16 protein-coding genes and 1 pseudogene are annotated in these 17,563 nt (G+C 59.6%); 5 read left to right on the forward strand and 12 right to left on the reverse strand.

What is annotated here, in order from left to right:
• Positions 1-5: 5 nt before the first annotated feature.
• Both ACYVIS_RS01805 and ACYVIS_RS01810 read right to left on the reverse strand, forming a co-directional pair.
• Positions 6-974, reverse strand: a complete 969-nt coding sequence (locus ACYVIS_RS01805) for an isoaspartyl peptidase/L-asparaginase family protein (protein WP_460873108.1) — start codon at positions 972-974, stop codon at positions 6-8.
• A complete protein-coding gene (locus tag ACYVIS_RS01810; protein WP_460873109.1) occupies positions 967-1,845 on the reverse strand; it encodes a MurR/RpiR family transcriptional regulator in 879 nt (292 codons plus the stop codon). The genes ACYVIS_RS01805 and ACYVIS_RS01810 overlap by 8 nt, the downstream gene beginning before the upstream one ends.
• Positions 1,846-2,049: 204 nt before the next feature.
• Between ACYVIS_RS01810 and ACYVIS_RS01815 the strand changes: the two genes are divergently transcribed.
• Positions 2,050-2,922: a phosphonopyruvate hydrolase gene (locus ACYVIS_RS01815; RefSeq protein WP_460873110.1), complete on the forward strand. Its 873-nt coding sequence runs from the start codon at positions 2,050-2,052 to the stop codon at positions 2,920-2,922.
• 11 nt (positions 2,923-2,933) lie between these two features.
• On the opposite strand, the gene ACYVIS_RS01820 is transcribed toward ACYVIS_RS01815, so the two are convergent.
• Positions 2,934-4,160 (reverse strand): TIGR03862 family flavoprotein, encoded by a 1,227-nt coding sequence (locus ACYVIS_RS01820; RefSeq protein WP_460873111.1) that lies wholly within the window; start codon positions 4,158-4,160, stop codon positions 2,934-2,936.
• Between the two features lie 207 nt (positions 4,161-4,367).
• Between ACYVIS_RS01820 and ACYVIS_RS01825 the strand changes: the two genes are divergently transcribed.
• Genes ACYVIS_RS01825 through ACYVIS_RS01835 form a run of 3 tightly spaced genes read left to right on the forward strand, consistent with a single transcriptional unit; the run spans position 4,368 to position 6,472 of the window.
• Complete coding sequence (locus tag ACYVIS_RS01825; protein WP_460873185.1) at positions 4,368-5,123, forward strand: 2OG-Fe(II) oxygenase; 756 nt, start codon at positions 4,368-4,370, stop codon at positions 5,121-5,123.
• Positions 5,124-5,131: 8 nt separating this feature from the next.
• A complete protein-coding gene (alkB, locus tag ACYVIS_RS01830) occupies positions 5,132-5,782 on the forward strand; it encodes a DNA oxidative demethylase AlkB (RefSeq protein WP_255696601.1) in 651 nt (216 codons plus the stop codon).
• Between the two features lie 6 nt (positions 5,783-5,788).
• Entirely contained in the window at positions 5,789-6,472 is a 684-nt protein-coding gene (locus ACYVIS_RS01835; RefSeq protein ID WP_460873112.1) for a 2OG-Fe(II) oxygenase, read from the forward strand.
• Between the two features lie 14 nt (positions 6,473-6,486).
• On the opposite strand, the gene ACYVIS_RS01840 is transcribed toward ACYVIS_RS01835, so the two are convergent.
• The 8 genes from ACYVIS_RS01840 to ACYVIS_RS01875 all read right to left on the reverse strand — a co-directional run bounded on the left by ACYVIS_RS01840 (position 6,487) and on the right by ACYVIS_RS01875 (position 14,990).
• On the reverse strand, positions 6,487-7,461 hold the full coding sequence (locus tag ACYVIS_RS01840; protein ID WP_460873113.1) for a M14 family metallopeptidase: 975 nt from the start codon (positions 7,459-7,461) through the stop codon (positions 6,487-6,489).
• Between the two features lie 204 nt (positions 7,462-7,665).
• Positions 7,666-8,421: a tetratricopeptide repeat protein gene (locus ACYVIS_RS01845; protein ID WP_460873114.1), complete on the reverse strand. Its 756-nt coding sequence runs from the start codon at positions 8,419-8,421 to the stop codon at positions 7,666-7,668.
• Between the two features lie 23 nt (positions 8,422-8,444).
• Positions 8,445-10,679 (reverse strand): TonB-dependent receptor, encoded by a 2,235-nt coding sequence (locus ACYVIS_RS01850; RefSeq protein ID WP_460873187.1) that lies wholly within the window; start codon positions 10,677-10,679, stop codon positions 8,445-8,447.
• A 320-nt stretch (positions 10,680-10,999) separates the two neighbouring features.
• Positions 11,000-11,557 carry a TetR/AcrR family transcriptional regulator gene (locus ACYVIS_RS01855; RefSeq protein WP_460873115.1) on the reverse strand — a complete coding sequence of 186 codons (558 nt, stop codon included), beginning with the start codon at positions 11,555-11,557 and terminating at the stop codon, positions 11,000-11,002.
• 101 nt (positions 11,558-11,658) lie between these two features.
• Positions 11,659-12,129: a nuclear transport factor 2 family protein gene (locus tag ACYVIS_RS01860; protein ID WP_460873116.1), complete on the reverse strand. Its 471-nt coding sequence runs from the start codon at positions 12,127-12,129 to the stop codon at positions 11,659-11,661.
• 75 nt (positions 12,130-12,204) lie between these two features.
• The gene (locus ACYVIS_RS01865; RefSeq protein ID WP_460873188.1) at positions 12,205-13,074 is read right to left on the reverse strand and encodes an intradiol ring-cleavage dioxygenase; all 870 of its coding nucleotides are present in this window, start codon (positions 13,072-13,074) and stop codon (positions 12,205-12,207) included.
• Positions 13,075-13,108: 34 nt separating this feature from the next.
• Positions 13,109-14,173, reverse strand: coding sequence for a maleylacetate reductase (locus ACYVIS_RS01870; protein ID WP_460873117.1), 1,065 nt, complete (start codon positions 14,171-14,173; stop codon positions 13,109-13,111).
• Positions 14,174-14,192: 19 nt separating this feature from the next.
• Positions 14,193-14,990, reverse strand: coding sequence for a crotonase/enoyl-CoA hydratase family protein (locus tag ACYVIS_RS01875; RefSeq protein WP_460873118.1), 798 nt, complete (start codon positions 14,988-14,990; stop codon positions 14,193-14,195).
• A gap of 132 nt (positions 14,991-15,122) precedes the next feature.
• Between ACYVIS_RS01875 and ACYVIS_RS01880 the strand changes: the two are divergent.
• Positions 15,123-15,239, forward strand: a pseudogene (locus tag ACYVIS_RS01880) (acyl-CoA dehydrogenase family protein); the annotation flags it as partial.
• Between the two features lie 106 nt (positions 15,240-15,345).
• Here ACYVIS_RS01880 and ACYVIS_RS01885 read toward each other — a convergent pair.
• A complete protein-coding gene (locus ACYVIS_RS01885; protein ID WP_460873119.1) occupies positions 15,346-17,505 on the reverse strand; it encodes a TonB-dependent siderophore receptor in 2,160 nt (719 codons plus the stop codon).
• Positions 17,506-17,563: the final 58 nt, after the last annotated feature.

A 17,563-nucleotide genomic window follows, 5' to 3' on the forward strand; every position in this document is an offset into this window, starting at 1 on the left:
CACGGCTACCTGTAAATCGCGACGAAGGGTTCTTCGCCCTGTCGCAGATAGCCGCGGTACATTCCCTCGGTATTGAACGGCATCGTTACATTACCCTTGCCGTCCACGGCGATCAGCCCGCCCTGGCCCTGAATGGCCACCAGCTTTTCATGCACGACCTTCTCGGCCGCCTGTTCAAGGCTCAAGCCCGCGTAGTCCATCAGGGCGGCCACATCGTAGGCCGCAACGGCACGGATGAACATTTCCCCCGTGCCGGTCGTGGAAACGGCGGCCGTGCGATTGGCCGCGTAACAGCCCGCGCCGATAATCGGTGCATCGCCCACGCGACCGATCTGCTTGTTGGTGACCCCCCCGGTCGAGGTGGCGGCGGCCAGATTGCCATGGACATCAATCGCCACAGCGCCCACCGTGCCGAACTTGCGATCGGGATCGAGCGGCGCCTCGGCTTGGGCCTGAACCCGAGCCGCATCGTGGTCCAGAACCGCCTGGCCTGGAAATTCGTTTACGACGCGCAGCCACTGTTCCCTGCGTTGCGGCGTGGAAAAATAATGATTCTCGACCATTTCAAGGCCTTGCGAAAGCGCAAAATCTTCGGCGCCCCGGCTTACAAAGAAAACGTGGTTGCTATGCTCCAGCACCGCCCGTGCGGCCAATACCGGATGCTTGATGTGTTCCACATTGGCAACCGCACCGCTGTTGAGCGAGGCGCCATCCATAATCGCGGCATCGAGCTCGTGCGTGCCAGCGCTGGTGAACACCGCCCCCTTGCCCGCATTGAACAAAGGGCAATCTTCAAGCAGGCAAACCGCCTGGGCCACGCAATCCAGCGCGCCGCCCCCTTTGGCCAGCACAGCGTGGGCCGCACGCAGAATGCCATCGAGCGCCGCGCGATATTGGCGTTCGGCCTCGCTGGACATGACCGCGCGCGACAGGGCGCCGGCACCGCCGTGAATGGCCAGTACGGGCTTAACCATTTGAATCTCCTTCGAATACCAGCCAGGGCATGACCGACACCGCCAAACCGGTGGCGGACTCAAGAGTATCTTTCGCCTTGTATGCGGTGGCGGCGCACAGGGCTTCCACCAAACCCAGCGCCGCCGTTTCGGAGGTGGCGCTGAAACGGCGCTCGCTGCCGGCATACAACACGACAGAAGCATCCGGCGCAAGAGGCGATGTCGGCCGGTCGGTCAACAGCAGTAACGAGGCGCCCGCTTTCTTCGCGGCACGCCCCAAGGACACGGTATCGGTCAAGTACCGCGGAAAAGTGATCGCAATGACCAGATCCCTGGACGTCAACCGGGACATCCGGCGGGCCGCATGCGAGGCGCCGCCGGCGGTAGCCAGGCATTCGACGTAATCGCAAGACGTGCACAAGCCCCTTTGCAACAGGGCCGCCAGAAAGCCGCTGCCGCCGAATCCGACCGTGAATATCCGTTCGGCCGATAGGATCAGGTCGACGGCGCGCTCGCAGACCTTGGGGTCGAGCTTGGCCTGGGTTTCCTGGAAATTATGGATGTCTTCCTGCAGCGATGCCAAAAAGACCTCGGCCACCCCGGTTGGATGCGCCAGTTCGGAGCGCAGCTTTTCGATGGGTGCCAAAGCCGCCTGGAACCCACGTGCCAGTTCGGCGCGAAAATGCGGGTAGCCCTGCAAGCCCAGATGACGCGCAAAGCGGTTTGCCGTGGCCACCGATACCTCGACAGCACGCGCAAACTCGTCGATCGTCATGGTGGCGACCTTGAACTGATGGGACAGCACGTAATCGGCCATGCGCCTTTGCGTGCTGCTCATTGTGGCGGAAGTCTTTAGAACGCGATCCGCAATCGTCAAGGGGGTTGAAGCCATGGCGTATGAAAACCCTTGCTTTGATTTATGTAATTTAATTTACACGAATGATAAATTAAGAAAATTCATTTTCATAATGGGGTTAACCACTAATGCCTGGCACTCTGTTTGCCTAGTTCGTATATTCAAATCAGCCAGACGGCACACTAGGCATGGGTCATGTTTTAATCCACGGCACGCTGTCGATAAACAGGAGAAATCGCAATGACCAAGAACCAGGCCCTGCGCGCCGCTTTGTCCAACGGCAGGCTTTTCACGGCAATGTCGGCGCACAACCCTCTTGCGGCGAAATTGGCCGAGGAGGCCGGCTTTGACGGTATCTGGGGCAGCGGCTTCGAGCTCTCCGCCAGCTATGCCCTGCCGGATGCCAGCATCCTTTCCATGGCAACCCATCTGGAGATGATGCGCGCCATAGCCTCCGTGGTGTCGATCCCCCTGATTGCCGACATCGATACGGGCTTTGGCAACGCTGTGACTGTCGGCTACATTGTTCCGCAGTATGAAGCGGCCGGGGTCTCCGCTATTGTCATGGAGGACAAGACTTTTCCGAAGGACACCAGCCTGCGCGCGGAGGGGCGCCAGGAACTGGTGCGCGTCGCCGAATTCCAGGGCAAGATCGCCTGCGCGATCGCTGCGCGCAAAGACCAGGATTTCGCGGTGATAGCGCGAGTCGAGGCGCTGATCGCCGGCCTGGGCCAGGAAGAGGCACTCAAACGTGGCCTTGCCTATGAAGAAGCCGGCGCCGATGCGATCCTGATTCATTCAAAGCAGCAGACCCCTGACGAGATACTGGCTTTCATCCAGGCATGGCCGGGCAAGATTCCCCTGGTGCTGGTGCCCACCGCCTACCCGCAGCTCACGGAAGCCGATATTGCGGCACTGGGCAAGGTTGGCATCGTGATCTACGGAAATCATGCCATCCGTGCCGCAGTGGGGGCAATGCGAGCCGTATTCGCCCAGATTCGCCGCGATGGCGGCATCCGTGAAGTGGACAAGACCCTTCCTTCGGTCAAGGAGATCATTGCCCTGCAAGGCGATGCACACATGCGCGACCTGGAGAGCAGATTCCTTCGGTAATTACCAAGCGATCATTGATCCAGCGGGATTCCCAGCCAACGCAATACGCCCAGACCCGCCACGCGGCCGCTGGCAAAACAGGCGGTCAACAGATAGCCGCCGGTCGGGGCTTCCCAGTCGAGCATCTCGCCCGCGCAAAATACGCCCGGCAAAGCCAGAAGCATGGAATCCCGGTTCACTCCATCGAACTTCACGCCGCCGGCCGTGCTGATCGCCTCGTCCAAGGGGCGCATGCCGTGCAGCCGCACCGGCAAACACTTGATAGCCTGCGCCAGAGTCCCGGGATGATCAAAGGCCGTTCTGGGCAGGCATTCACGCAGCAAACCGACCTTGACGCCGCGCAAGCCCAGGCGGCTGCCAAGATGGCTGGACCAGGATCTCGCTCCGCGCGGCCGGGCCACTTCAGCCAGCACCTGAGCCGGATCGCGCCCCGGCAGCAAGTCAATGTGCAATACCGCGGCCTCTTTGGCCAGCACCGTGGCGCGCAATGTTGCCGACCAGGCGTAGATCAGCCCGCCTTCCAGGCCATCGGCCGTTACCATGCACTCGCCGCGGCGCATGCCGAAGCCGCCCGGTGCCATGGCAATCGACTTCAGCGGCTGGCCGGCAAACCGTTCGGCGAAATAAGGGCTCCAGTCCGCCACAAAACCGCCATTGGCAGGCAGCAGGGGTGCCACGGAAACCCCTTTCTGCGCCAGCGGCGCCTGCCAGGCTCCGTCCGACCCGAGCCGCGCCCAACTGGCTCCGCCCAAGGCCAGCACCACCGCTTCCGCACGGCGTGTCACGATACCCTGGGGCGTATCCAGTATCAGGGCGCCATCATCGGCCCAGCCGCGCCAGACATGCCGCGCATGCACCGCTGCACCACCGGCGCGCAGCCTCTGCAGCCAAGCCCTCAGTAAGGGAGCTGCCTTCATCTCTTTGGGAAACACGCGGCCCGACGATCCGACAAAGGTTTCTATCCCCAGATCATGCGCCCATTGCCGCAAAGCTGTGGCGTCGAACTGGTCCAGCCATGCCGACACGTGCGGCGCACTGTCGCCGAACCTCGATCTGAATGCGGCATCCGATTCGCTATGCGTCAGGTTCAAACCGCCGCGGCCGGCGAGCAAGAACTTGCGGCCCACTGAAGGCATCGCATCGTAGATATCGACACGCACGCCGGCCCGGGCCAGTGTTTCGGCCGCCATCAAACCGGCGGGCCCACCGCCTATTACGGCTACGGAGCGAGAAGACATGTCATGGAAGGAAATAAGTCCGGCCAGAGAAGGCCCTGGAAAAATCGTACGGTAGCATAATAAAGCGAAAATTCGGCAGCAAGAGACGGGGTGTCGACCGCCGGCCATTTCCGTAGACTGTATGGCACTCGGAACAGATTTCAACGGAGCTCCATCCTGAACATCACAACGGCCCAAACCTTTTCTGAACGGCAGGCACTGCAAGCGATTCCCGCAGGGCAGGCCGCCGACGAAGCATTTTCCGCCGCACAGCCCAATGACATAAAGCTGCGCGTCAATGCTCTCGACTGGAATGCCGCGGCGCATTCGCTGGATCAATACGGCAATGCGGTGCTGCCCCGGTTGTTGACGCCTGCGGAGTGCCGGGCGGTGGCCGCGCTGTATCCGAACGACGCCCTGTATCGATCCCGCATCGTGATGAGCCGCCATGGATTCGGCCGCGGCGAATACAAGTATTTCCGTTATCCGCTGCCTGAGCCAATAGCCCGGCTGCGCTCGGCCATCTACCCGCATCTCGTGCCGATCGCCAATCGCTGGAACGAAGCCATGCGCATTGCAGTACGCTTCCCCGATGCGCATACGGACTTCATCCGACGCTGCCACGAGGCGGGCCAGACTCGCCCGACGCCGCTGCTTCTGGAATACGGCCCGGACGATTACAATTGCCTGCATCAGGATTTGTACGGCGAACACGTGTTTCCCATACAGGTTGCGATTCTGTTATCGCAACCGGGCGAAGACTTCGAGGGCGGCGAATTCGTCATGACCGCCCAATCGTCAAGCCGGCCCGCTCGCGCCGATATCGTCGCCCTGGACCAGGGAGACGCCGTAATATTTACCGTCAACACCCGGCCTGTGCCCGGAAAACGCGGCATCAGCCGGCTTGCGATGCGCCACGGTGTAAGCCGGGTGCTGTCGGGACGGCGCCATACACTCGGCATTATTTTCCATGACGCGCGGTGAGGCCGTTCGTGACACTTGATCTATTCGAATTCGATTCCACCCTTTCCGGCACTGAGTGCATGGGCAGGCAGGCCTGTGTGTTGCGCGGCTTCGCCGTGCCATGCGCGCCCGATTTGCTGTCAGCGCTGGAGACCATTCAAAAATCCTCGCCATTTCGCCATATGGTGACACCGGGCGGATACCTCATGTCGGTCGCGCTGACCAACTGCGGGGCGATGGGCTGGGCCAGCGACCGGCATGGATATCGTTACACGCGGCAAGACCCTGAGTCCCGGCAGGCCTGGCCGCCGATGCCCGACTCTTTCCTGCGCCTGGCGCGCACTGCCGCGACGGAAGCTGGATTCGCCGATTTCGAACCGGATGCATGCCTCATCAATCGCTATCTGCCCGGAACGCGCCTGTCGCTGCACCAGGACAAGAATGAAAAAGATCTCGAAGCGCCCATCGTTTCGGTATCGCTGGGAATTCCCGCTGTCTTTCTTTTCGGCGGACATGAGCGCGGTGACAGGGCCGCACGCGTGCCGCTCTTTCACGGCGACGTGGCCGTGTGGGGCGGAGTCGATCGCATGCGCTACCACGGCGTGATGCCGCTCAAAGAAGCAGACCATCCTTTACTGGGCGCCCAACGCATCAACCTCACCTTTCGCAAGGCGGCTTAGGCCTGTATGTACCACTGCGCGCAACTATCGTCCGAACTGGACAAGCAGGGCAGCGCCGTCATTCCCGGCTTGCTGACCGCTGAAGAGTGCCTGAACCTGAGCAGCCTGTACGAGCGCGCTCATTCTTTGCGCGCCCGCCCCGGACCGGCAGCCGAGGGCTTAAGCCTGGAGGAGAAATACTACTTCGATCCAGCCCTGCCCGAGCCGGTCCGCACTTTGCGCGAGTATCTCTACGAACAATTGGCGCCCATTGCCAATCGCTGGAATACGGCAATGGGACATGCCGGAGTCTATCCGGCTCATCTGCAGGCATGGCTGGACCAGTGCCGTCGGGCGGGACAAACCCGTTCCTTGTCCGCCTTGTCGCGCCATGGCGAAGGCGATTACGAAGCACTGCATCGGAATGCAAACGGCACACTGGTGTTTCCCTTGCAAGCCGTCATCCTGCTGTCGGAACCGAAACGCGACTTTACCGGCGGCGAACTCGTCATGACCGAACAGCGTCCGCGCATGCAATCGCGCCCTATTGTCTTGTCCCTGCGCCAGGGCGATGCGGCCGTGATTGCGGTGCATGACCGGCCATTTCAGGGAGCCCGCGGCATCTACCGCGTAACGCTGAAACACGGCGTCAGCCGCGTACGATCAGGCCGGCGCTATGCCCTTGATCTGTTGTTTCATGACGCGCCCTGAGGGCACTCCGCAGCCTAGGTTCGCAAAACCCGATCGCTCGCGACGGCAAAATAAAACCACTCGTTGCCCGGCAAGGCTTCCGGGTTGGGGAAAACCACAAAACCGTCGCTCGGCGCCCGAACTTCCTGGCCCGCATGCCGGCGGCCGATGAGCTGACCTTGCTCGACCGGATCGAAACTCGCCCAGGCGCGCTCGAACTCATCATCGGCATGATCGCGGTCGATCACATCCATCAGGTGCAGTATCTGGAAATCCTTGCGTGGCGGTGCCAAGGGCAGCGGTGCCATTTCAAGCAAGGCCAGGGTTTGCCGGATCGCCTGATAAGCCACCGCGGGAGCGTCCGGATCGTCGTGCTGACCGCACTCCAGCGTAACGCCATATCCGCCCCGGGTACGCAGATATTCCACCGTGCCTGTGCCGTATGCCGCATCGAGCAATTCGGGCGACGAGGCAGGCCGCTCGTGACGGCGCCGCCGCACCCCCTGCTCGTAGGCTTCCATCCAGCCTTCCAGTACCCGCCTGGGCCCCAGGTGGGCAGCCAGGCGTTCTTCCGGCTCGGCCAGCGAAAACGGCTCAAGCGCACCGTGGTTGTTGCGCGGCCCCAGCATCACGAACGGCTGGCCGGCGGTATGGAAGGAATGCAGGTCCAGCAGTACTTCATGTGCTTCCAGCAGGGGGCACAAGGCATCGGCCACCCTGTCCTCGAAGTCTTGCGGATCGGCGCAACGGCGCAGGTTGCGATTGAGGTTGCGCTCTCCTTCGCGGGCGCCACGATGGTACGCCATGGGATTGGTGACGGGCAGCAGGCTGAGGCGGCCGCGCGTAATGGCCAATTCGCCGCTTTGCAGCTCATCGAGCACACGCTGGATGGCGCGCGTGCCACAGGTTTCATTGCCATGCACGGCGCCCAGCACCAAAAGCGATGGCCCGGGCCTCAATCCGACAAACTGGTGTACACGCAGGTGGGTGGGTTTGGGCGGCATTGTCATGGCTCAGGCTTGTAGTTGGGAAGAATTGGGCACAGTGTCATGGTTCGGTGGCAATACGCATTTTTCAATAAACGGTAAACGGCTATTCCGGCGGGCGGGACAAAGCCCGTCCCTACCAAAGCACTTGGCCCGGCCACGCTACCGTGTATCGAATTTTCTTAGTATACAGAGGGTCGCCGTTTAATCACATTCGGCCATGCTGGATCATAAAGCTGCCGGGTTCAGGCAAAAGATCCCGTTAAACGCCAGGCTCCGCAATTCGTGCTGCGCCGCGGTAGCCAGGAATTGCCGCATTTTCTCCAGAAAGGCCGGCGTTGCCGTTTCCGGAACACGCCGCATCCATGCATGGGCTTCAGGCATTCTGCCGCGCCCGGCCAGCAGGCGCGCATAGTTGAACTGGCCGCGGAAATCGCCGCCTTCGGCGGCCAGGCGGTAGTATTCAAGCGCAGTGTCCGCGTCGGGATCGACCTCCCATCCGTCTTCGTAAAAGCCTCCCAGAATATTCAGCGATTTGACATGACCCAAATCGGCGGCCTTTTTCAGCCAGGCCAGGGCTTGCACCCGATCGGCTTTTACGCCGCGCCCCAGCGTCAGGGAGGTGGCATAGTTGTACATGCCCCAATCCAGTCCATATGCAGCCGAGCGCCGGAACCAGTATGTTGCAATGGCCATGTCGGCTTCGATTCCCCAGCCATTTTCATAGCAGCGCCCCACCAGATTCATGGCCATTGCATTGTTGCGGCGAGCGGCGGCCTTGAACCAGTGCAGCGCCTGCCCAAGGTTGGCTTCGACGCCTTTGCCTTGCAGGAGCCGCTGGCCATAATGAACCTGGGCCTCGACGATTCCATGCTCGGCGGCGGTGGCCAGCCAGCGGGCCGCTACCCGCGGCGGGCCATCGAGTATGACGGCAAACTCTTCGGCGGTGGCCGCGTTGAATTGTTGAATGCTTATTTTTTCCATGGGAAGACCGGATAATCGCGGCGTCAATAAGCCAGGCTCACATTAAGAATCGCGGATCGCCCGGGAGCAATGCTGGCGTAGTGCGCGGCATAAGCCTGGTCGTAGTAAGTCTTGTTGAACAGGTTGAATACGTTCAGCTGTACGTTCACATGCTTGTTGACCTGATAACCCGCCATGGCATCAAAGCGCCAGTAGGCCGGGATGGACGCCGTATTGGCGGCATTGCCATATTGCTTGTCCACAAAGTACGCGCCGGCCCCTACTGTGAGTTTTGGCAGGACTTTGTACGTGGTCCACAGGCTGAAGCTGTTTTCGGGCGTGTTCGGAAAGCGATTGCCCTCGTCCGTGGCGACGCCATCGTCCTTGATCTTGCTGTTCAGATAGGTATAGCCGCCGAATACATTCCATTTGGGGGTAATCGCTCCTGAAATACCCAGTTCCAGGCCATCCACCTGTTTTTTACCCGCCATGGCGTAATTGCCATCGGGCATGGTGATTCGCGCATTGACGGTCTCTGTGCGGAAAATCGCCGCGGTCAGGCTCATGCTTTTGTTCAGCACATCCCATTTGGTGCCGATTTCGTAGGTCTTGTTCTTTTCAGGCGCAAGATCCGCAGCGTTGAGCCCGACGCCATTACGGCCAGGGGTAAGGGATTGCGATTCGCTGCCCTCGCCCAGGGTCGAGTTGGCGGGTGTCGAGGAAGTCGCGTACGAAATGTAAATGCTGCCGTTCTCGACCGGCTTGTACACCAGGCCCAATTGGTAGTTGAACAGCGTATCGTTGCGGCGGATGACGGCGAAATTATTGGCCGGAGTATTGGTGAACTCCGTTGAATAATCGTCAATCCGCGCACCTATGCCCGCTTGCCATTGTTTGTTGAACTCAATGGTATCGAAAGCGTAGATGGATTTGGTCGTGGTTTCGGATTTTGTATACGCCCCCGCTGCCCCGCCATTCAAGGTGTTTACCCAGGGATCGTCCGGATTCGGACTGTACAGACTGGTGCAGTTGTAGGCCGAGGTGGCGCCGATACCGGCATTGCAGCTTGTTCCTGAACCGCGATTGACATTAAGGCTATCTTTGCGCCCCCGCTCCTGCGACAGTTCGATACCGGTATTAAAGCTGTGCTTGAGTGATCCGGTGGAGAATTTGCCCACGAGCTCAGTCTGGTTGGCCAGGCTGTTTACATCGCTGACACGGGTATTGGCGCGGCGCCATACTTTGCCGTTCAAGACATTGCCCTGGCTGTCGTCGGGCTGCGTCCAGACATATCGCTGATCGGAATAGGTATAGCGGGTCGTGTTGCGCAATGTCAGCTTGTCGGCGAAGTCGTGTTCGATCCCGATGGTGGCCATATCGCTGGTGGTTTTGCGGAAATCGCTGCTCAGTCCGTAAAAATTGTTGCGATCGACATTCGCGGGGCCGGTCTCCGAAATACCCATATAGCTGCCGTCGCGCTTAACCTTGCTGCTGGGATACGCATACGGAATACCGCTATCGGGTACATCGTCGGTTTGCAGATGGTAATAGCTGAGCGTAACGCGGGTAGGAGTGTGCAGCCCGAACGTAATGGTGGGTGCCGCGCCCCAGCGTTTGTTATGGACCGTATCGCGGCCCGCCACATCGGCATCGTGATACATGGCGTTCAGGCGAAAGCCCGTGGTGTCGGTCAACAGCCAATTGCTGTCCACGGTGCCGCGATAATAATTGTCGGTGCCGATTCCCAGGCTTGCGTTGGTGAAATTCGCGGCCTTGGCGGTCTTGCTGATCAGGTTGATGCTTCCGCCGGCGCCACCGCGGCCGCCGTAGGCGCCGTCGGAGCCTTTGACGACTTCAACCTGTTCAAGATTGAACACCTCGCGCGTAGTCGAACCGATGTCCCGCAAGCCGTCGATATATGTGCTGGCCTGCGCGTCATAACCGCGGATGAAAGGACGGTCGCCCAAGGGGTTGCCGCCCTCGCCCGCTCCGAAGGTAATCCCGGGAGAATTGCGCAATACATCAGTCAATGAAGACGCAGCCTGATTCTGGATCAGCTCTTTGGGGATGATTTGAACCGATTTGGGCGTGTCGACCAGGGGCGCCGTGAATTTTTCCGAGGCTGATTGCTTGACGCCATACCCACCCGGCATGTCGCCATGCACCTGTACCGGCGACAGCTCCGCCACGTTGTCGGCCCCTGTTTTCTGGGCAATCGCCGAGAAGGAGGTCAGGAACAGGGTCGGTGTCGCAAACGCTGTGGCAAGGCCTCCCGCCATATGGGCCCGCAAGGAAGAGGGGGGACGAAGCTGATCAGACACTTGGCTTTCTCCGTATTAGATATGAGAATCATTATTATTTAGAATTACGCATTCTAACGGAAAAGTCACAAAAAGTGACTACCCACTGAAAATTTTCTGAAAAATAACTGGCTGCTTCAATGCCGAGGAGAAAACTTGCCGCGGAATCGGACCAGAAAGAAGGCCTGCACAAAATCGGGGGTCAGGAATGGCCTCTCGATTCTGCAGACTAATGAACACCTGGCGAACCATTCGCAGGGGAACGCCGCAGCTCACCTGCGGGACAGGGATGCCGGCGGCTAAAGAGCCAGCCTTCGCTCCATGCGGTCCAGAGCACGGACAAATATCTCGGGCTCGTTTCGGGCACGCGCCAGCACGAGCGCCCCTTGAATGACGGCCAGGATTTCCTCTGCCAGCTCCCCCGCGGCGGCATCGTCCCGGCCCGTGCGCACCAGTGCCTCGCGCAAGGAATTGGCCCACGCTGCGAAGTATTCGCCGACCTGCGCGGCAAAGCGGTCCCGCTCGCAGCCAAGCGCGAAGACGCCAACCAGGCAAACTTTGCGCCCAGCCAGGAAATAGCGCCGTACCTCGTCAAACATGGCGGCGATGCTTTTTGCCGCGTCATCGCCGGATCGCAGCGGGTCAAAAACATGGGCGCGGAACCAATCGTCGATTTCGCCCAGGACGGCAGCGGCCATTTCTTCCTTGCCGCCAGGGAAAAAATGATAGAGGCTGCCTTTACCTAATTTGGTGCCTTCGGTAATCCGGGCCAGGCTGGCGCCCTCGAATCCATAAGCGCGGAAAATTTCCGCCAGTACCGGTATCACGTCGCCGCGCTCGGCGATCATTCTTGCCATGATGTGTTAGCCAAATTCCAGAGGCCTGCCCTTGACGGACCGACTTCTTGTTGATCTGCTTCTCCGAGCGGTGCGGGAACCGCCCGGCCGCTCGAAACCTATCAAAGACCAAGTTCGCCAAGCCCAGGATGGTCGACGGGGCGTGCGCCCAAAGGCCAGTGAAACTTGCGGTCCGATGCCTTGATGGGAAGGTCGTTGATGGACGCATGGCGGTTCTTCATCAGGCCGGATTCATCGAACTCCCAGTTTTCATTTCCGTATGAGCGAAACCAGTTGCCCGAATCGTCATGCCATTCGTAAGCATAACGCACCGAAATCCGGTTGCCGCCAAAAGCCCACAGTTCTTTGATCAGCCGGTAATCAAGCTCCTTGGCCCATTTTCGATTCAGAAAGCCGACCACCGCCTCGCGGCCGTGGGCGAACTCGGATCGATTGCGCCAACGGGTGTCGATTGAATAGGCCAGCGAAACCTTTTCCGGATCGCGCGAATTCCAGCCGTCCTCGGCCTGCCGTACTTTGAGCGTGGCCGATTCCTGAGTAAACGGGGGAAGCGGGGGACGAGTCGTCGTCATGGCATTTACCTTCCTAGTCAGTGAAAGAAAGCCAATTGTACTGATAGGTACTTATTTTACCAAATGGTACATAAATCAAATACCGGAAGCAGGATTGAGTACAAAATCGAAATCCAGCGTATAGAACGGCTTGTCGCAGTGCTTGCCATCGGGCCCCATGCCCGCCGGGTGGCGGACCCAATCCGCAATCAGGGACGATCGCACACCGAACACGGTATCCGAATCGAGATAGTCACCGCCACGCCTGAAGACATGCGTCACCAGCCGTTCGAAACCTGGCGCCGTAATCATGAAATGCAGGTGCGCGGGACGCCAGGGATGCCGGCCCAGGGCGTCGAGCATGCGGCCGACCGGTCCATCGTGAGGAATCGGATAGCATTCGGCCACAATCGACCTGAAATGAAAATTTCCCCGCGCATCGGCATTCAGCACACCACGCCCTTGATGCTCTTTCAAGTCCGGGTTTTGCACATCATAAAGTCCCTCTGCATCGGCCTGCCAGACTTCGAGCGTGGCATTGGGCACCCCTTGGCCATCGATGCCGACCACTCGGCCGCTGACAAAGCACGGCTCGCCTTTCATGCCATTGCCGATGTCGTCGCCCAGCGCGTAATGCGGCGCACCTTCCACATGGAACGGGCCAAACACCGTCGCCTCGGTGCAGCCGGCCGGCTTGCGGTGATTCTGCGCCGTTACCAGCGTCGACAGGCCCAGCGTATCCGAAAGCAGGATGAATTCCTGGCGCGAATCGCTGCAGGAATGCCCCACCTCGGTCAGGAACCGGATCGCGGTCATCCATTCCGGCTCTGTCAGTTGAACCTCGCGTGCAAACGAGTGCAAATGCCGCACCAGGCTGTTCATGATTTCTTGCAACCGCGGGTCGGAGGCATTGGCCTGGCGGGCCACTACGGCTTCGGTGATGGTTTTTTCATCGAGATTATGCATATCATTCATTCCAGAAACTTCTCATGATGCTTTTTCAAGCCGGGCGCGTGCCGTCGAAGGCCGCCTGCAATAGTTCGCGGACGGCGACGCGCTCGATCGGACGCGGATTCCAGTAGGGGTTGGCCAGTGCAATATCGGCAGCCCGATCCAGGTCTTCGGCCCGCATGCCGAGAGCACGCAACGACGTAGGCGCCTGGTGCCCGCGCGCCAGATCAAACAGGGCGGCGGCGGCGGATGCGTCCGGCCGATGCAGCGCGCGTGAAATGCACCGCATGGCATCGGGTGCCGCCTGGCTGTTGTAGGCAATGGCATGCGGCAAAACCACGGTGTGGGTTTCCGCGTGCGGCAAATTGAAACTGCCTCCCAGGGTATGGCAAAGTTTGTGGTGCAGGGCCATGCCCACGCTCCCCAGCACAGTGCCGCATAGCCAGGCCCCATACAGGCATTCGCCGCGCGCATCCAGATCAGTGGAAGATTTCGCGATCTGGTCCAGGCCATCGGCCATGGCGCGGATGCCTTCCTCCGCCATGAGGGACATCACCGGATTGCCATCCCGCGCATACAATCCTTCAGCCGCATGCGCAATGGCATTGATCCCGCTCGTCACCGACAGGCTCACAGGCAATCCCACGCTCAATTCAGGATCGTAGATGACGGTACGCGGCAAGACACGAACATCGCGGCCGGTTTTCTTGATGCCGGCCTCGGTCAGGCCGAAGATGGGGGTCATTTCGGAGCCAGCATACGTAGTGGGAATAGCCAGGATCGGCAGGCCCGAATCCAGGGCAATCGCTTTTCCCAGGCCTGTCGTGGAGCCGCCACCCACGGCCACGGCACAGTCCACCCCAAGGCGGCGCGCCGTTTCCCGCGCTTCGCGCACGGTATCCATGGGCACATGCATCACGGCCCGATCATAGATGCCGGCCGCGCGAGCCCCTAGTATCTGCGCCACATGCTCGGCCTGTTTGCGCTGACCCGGCGTGCACAGCACCAACGCGCGATGCGCGCCCAGCAGATCGATTTCCTGTTCCAGCGCGCGCAAGGCACCCAGGCCGAATATCACACGCGAGGGCTGCGAACTATAGACAAAACTTTTCATTATCGTGTGAGGCCTTGGTTTATTTTGCTTTTTTCGCCGCCCGTTTTTGCATGAACGCCTCGACGGCCTGAGCGTGGTCCGCTGTCTTGTGCGCAATGGCCTGAAAAGCGGCCGATATCTCAAGCAGCGTATCGAGCCGACTATGCTGCCCTTCACGCAGCAGGCGCTTGCTCATGCGAACCGCTTCGGGCGGGTTGGCTGCAATGCGCAACGCCATTTTTTGGCATTCGGCCAGTAATTCGCCTTCAGACACTATCTTGGAAATCAATCCCCATGCCAGGGCTTGCTGCGCGTCGATCGCGTCTCCGGTAAGCGTCATTTCGGCGGCGCGCGACATCCCGATCAGACGAGGCAGGAACCAGGCCCCGCCATCGCCCGGCACAATGCCGAGTTTCACGAAACTTTCGGCGAAAACCGCCCGTTCACAGGCAATGCGAATATCGCACATGCAGGCCAAGTCAAAACCGGCCCCGATAGCCGGCCCGTTGACCGCGGCAATGGTCGGCACTTCCAGATTGTATAAAGCCAGGGGCAATCGCTGTATGCCTTGCCGATATTCGTGGCGCAACGCAGCGCTGTCGAACTCAGGCTTGAGCTGCCGCTCCATTTCGGCAATATTCCCGCCCGATGAAAAAGCCCTGCCCGCTCCGGTAATAATGACGGCGCGCACGGCCGGATCGGCCTCGATACGCTGGAATGCCGACAGGAATGCATCCACCAGCGTGTTGCCCGTCAGGGCATTGCGGGTTTCCGGATGATCCATGGTCAGTGTCACAATGCCATGGTCATCCTGCCGGAAATGGAGTATTTCACTCATGCTGAACCCTTGTATTGAAAATATAATGCGATGCTACACCTCACCGGGTAACCATGATAGATGCGCCGGACCTCATTGAAATCCAGGCGGAAGATGAAGCGCTGCGCCACGAAGTACGGGCGTTTCTGAAAGAAAGCGCAAAAGCGGTTCTATTTGCCGCGCATTTGCAAAGCCGGGGCGTTTTTCTGCATAGGCATGAGCGAGCCTGATTCAGGCTCGAACCTGGCCGGCATCAGGACACAGGCCATCGCGAAGGAAAATGACCGGCTGTTGAACGACGCCGTCGATCTGGCCGAACTTGCCGCGGCAAGTTATGCGCCCTTGCCCGCCGGCCTCCCGGCCGAGGAGCCGCGGCCTAGAATCGATAACTTGCGCTGGCAACAATGCTGCGCTGTGCCCCATACCAGCAATCGCCGCGACCCAGGCAGGTACTGACATACGATTTATTGAACATGTTGTTGACGTTCAAGGCATAACGCCATGAAGGGGTTTCGTAGGCAAGCATGGCATCGACCAGCGTTACCGCCGGCGTCTTCGGCGCATGACCATCCCTGAATGAACTTAGCCAGCGCACCCCGGCACCCACCGAAAACCCGCTCACCTGAGCTATGGAGAAGCGGTACTTGCCCCATACCGAAGCCTGATGGCGAGGGATGCCCTCCAGCTTGGAATCCAGGTCTATATAGCTGTAGTTGGCAATGACGCTGAATTTGCGTCCTAGCGCTGTCTTGAGCTCGAGCTCGAGGCCTGTGGTTTTGGTTTCACCGGTTTGAAGCCGATTAAGCGGATTGCCGGGATCATTGACTTGCCGGTTCTCTTCCCGCAGTGAATAGGTGGCGACGTTGAACATTGTCTTGCCGTCATGCGACTCGTATTTCAGGCCCCCTTCGATCTGCTTGCCACGCAAGGGCTTGTAGCGCTGGTTATAAAAATCCAGCCCAGCCACCGGAGTGAACGACTCGCTATAGCTGACATAGGGCGAAAAACCATTATCGGCCGCATACATCAAGCCCAAACGCCTGGTTGTTGCGGTGCTGACTTCGTCGTCCTGACCCTCCAACGCGGCCACCGAACGGTCGTAACGCAGGCCGGCCACCACAATCCAGTTGTGGCCAAACTTCAATTGATCATGGATATACACGCCCGTATCCGTTTGCCGGGACACCGGATCGTCCGTCATCGCCGGCGGCGTGAAGCCTCCGTATACCGGGCTATATACATCGATCAACGGCACCGTCCCGCCCAGGTACACGGGTGTGTCGTAGCCCGATTGTTTCGTTTGCTTGGCGCGTGCGGCATCGAAACCCACCAGAATGTGGTGCTGAATGAAGCCGGTCTGGAATTTTCCTTCCAGGTGCTGATCGGCCGCCACCATATTGACCCGTGTCAGCGTGGCGTCGGCAAAACGCCCGAACAGGCGCTTGTTTACAGGGTCGCCAGCCCAACCTCCGGGCAAGGTAAAAGAATCGCCGTACAGGGTGCGATAGTCGACCTTGTTCTTTACCCAGCGGAAATTCTGGCGCACCGTCCAGTTGTCATTGAATTTATGCTCGAACTGCCAACCGAAGGAAGATCGCGTGGAGTTGTAGCGATCCCAGTCGGGCTCTCCGATGAATCGATGTTCGGGTATGGCGCCGTTCGGATTGTCGAGCACCACGCCTTCCCAGGGGAAAAACTGTGAACTCGAACCCGACTTGTCGCCCTGCCACAGACCCTGCAAGGTCAAGGAAGTGCTGGCACTGGGGCGCCACATAAGCGAAGGCGCGACCATCAGGCGATCATCGGGCACATAATCGACTTGTGTATCCGCTTTCCTGCCCAGGGCCACGATGCGATACAGCCATGTACCGTCATCGGTCAAAGGGCCGGTCAGATCGGCCTGTATTTGCTTGCGGTTATTGCTGCCGTAGCTGACCCCGACCTCCTTTTGTGATTCAGGCAAGGGCAGCTTGCTGACCATATTCACCACGCCCGCGGTGCTGCCCTGCCCATACAGCATGGATGCCGGGCCTCTCAGAACCTCGATACGCTCCAAAGAATAAGGCTCAGTGCGGGTTGTGCTGGTGTACCAATTGTAGTTTTGCCGCAAACCGTCCAGATAGACGCTGGGCTCCGACCCCCTGATCCGAAATGAATCGGTTCGCGAATCGAGACCATAGGCATCGGATCGCACACCCGCCGCGTAGTTCAAGGCATCCTGAACACCTTGCGCGCCCTGATCGGCGATTTCGTCGCGGGTGACGACGGTGACGGCTTGCGGAGTCTCGATAAGCGGCGTATCGGTCTTGCTGGCTGTCACGGCATTCCTGGCGATATAGCCCGAAACCGGCGTTGTTGCGGTTTCCGGCTCGCCCTGGCCGGTAACCGTGATGGTTTGCAGCGTTGCCGTACCGCCCCGGCCTGCGGCGTCGGTGCCTTGCGCGGCAACGGGCTGGCTGAACACGGCCAGCACGGAAAAGACATTTACAGCAGCCAGGGCAGCGACCCTGGATCGAACGGGGACTGCATAGCGCATCGTAATTTCCCTTTTTACCGGCTTCTTTTGGTTTTGATTTTTATCAAATGATAACTAT

The sequence above is a fragment of the Paralcaligenes ginsengisoli genome (assembly GCF_054781135.1).

Bases quoted from the DNA above. Each gene is read 5' to 3' on its own strand.
- ACYVIS_RS01865 (WP_460873188.1), bottom strand. From the start codon at position 13,074: ATGCATAATCTCGATGAAAAAACCATCACCGAAGCCGTAGTGGCCCGC.
- ACYVIS_RS01885 (WP_460873119.1), bottom strand. From the start codon at position 17,505: ATGCGCTATGCAGTCCCCGTTCGATCCAGGGTCGCTGCCCTGGCTGCT.
- ACYVIS_RS01850 (WP_460873187.1), bottom strand. From the start codon at position 10,679: ATGGCGGGAGGCCTTGCCACAGCGTTTGCGACACCGACCCTGTTCCTG.
- ACYVIS_RS01870 (WP_460873117.1), bottom strand. From the start codon at position 14,173: ATGAAAAGTTTTGTCTATAGTTCGCAGCCCTCGCGTGTGATATTCGGC.
- ACYVIS_RS01855 (WP_460873115.1), bottom strand. From the start codon at position 11,557: ATGGCAAGAATGATCGCCGAGCGCGGCGACGTGATACCGGTACTGGCG.
- ACYVIS_RS01805 (WP_460873108.1), bottom strand. From the start codon at position 974: ATGGTTAAGCCCGTACTGGCCATTCACGGCGGTGCCGGCGCCCTGTCG.
- ACYVIS_RS01840 (WP_460873113.1), bottom strand. From the start codon at position 7,461: ATGACAATGCCGCCCAAACCCACCCACCTGCGTGTACACCAGTTTGTC.
- ACYVIS_RS01815 (WP_460873110.1), top strand. From the start codon at position 2,050: ATGACCAAGAACCAGGCCCTGCGCGCCGCTTTGTCCAACGGCAGGCTT.
- ACYVIS_RS01860 (WP_460873116.1), bottom strand. From the start codon at position 12,129: ATGACGACGACTCGTCCCCCGCTTCCCCCGTTTACTCAGGAATCGGCC.
- ACYVIS_RS01835 (WP_460873112.1), top strand. From the start codon at position 5,789: ATGTACCACTGCGCGCAACTATCGTCCGAACTGGACAAGCAGGGCAGC.
- ACYVIS_RS01845 (WP_460873114.1), bottom strand. From the start codon at position 8,421: ATGGAAAAAATAAGCATTCAACAATTCAACGCGGCCACCGCCGAAGAG.
- ACYVIS_RS01820 (WP_460873111.1), bottom strand. From the start codon at position 4,160: ATGTCTTCTCGCTCCGTAGCCGTAATAGGCGGTGGGCCCGCCGGTTTG.
- ACYVIS_RS01875 (WP_460873118.1), bottom strand. From the start codon at position 14,990: ATGAGTGAAATACTCCATTTCCGGCAGGATGACCATGGCATTGTGACA.
- ACYVIS_RS01810 (WP_460873109.1), bottom strand. From the start codon at position 1,845: ATGGCTTCAACCCCCTTGACGATTGCGGATCGCGTTCTAAAGACTTCC.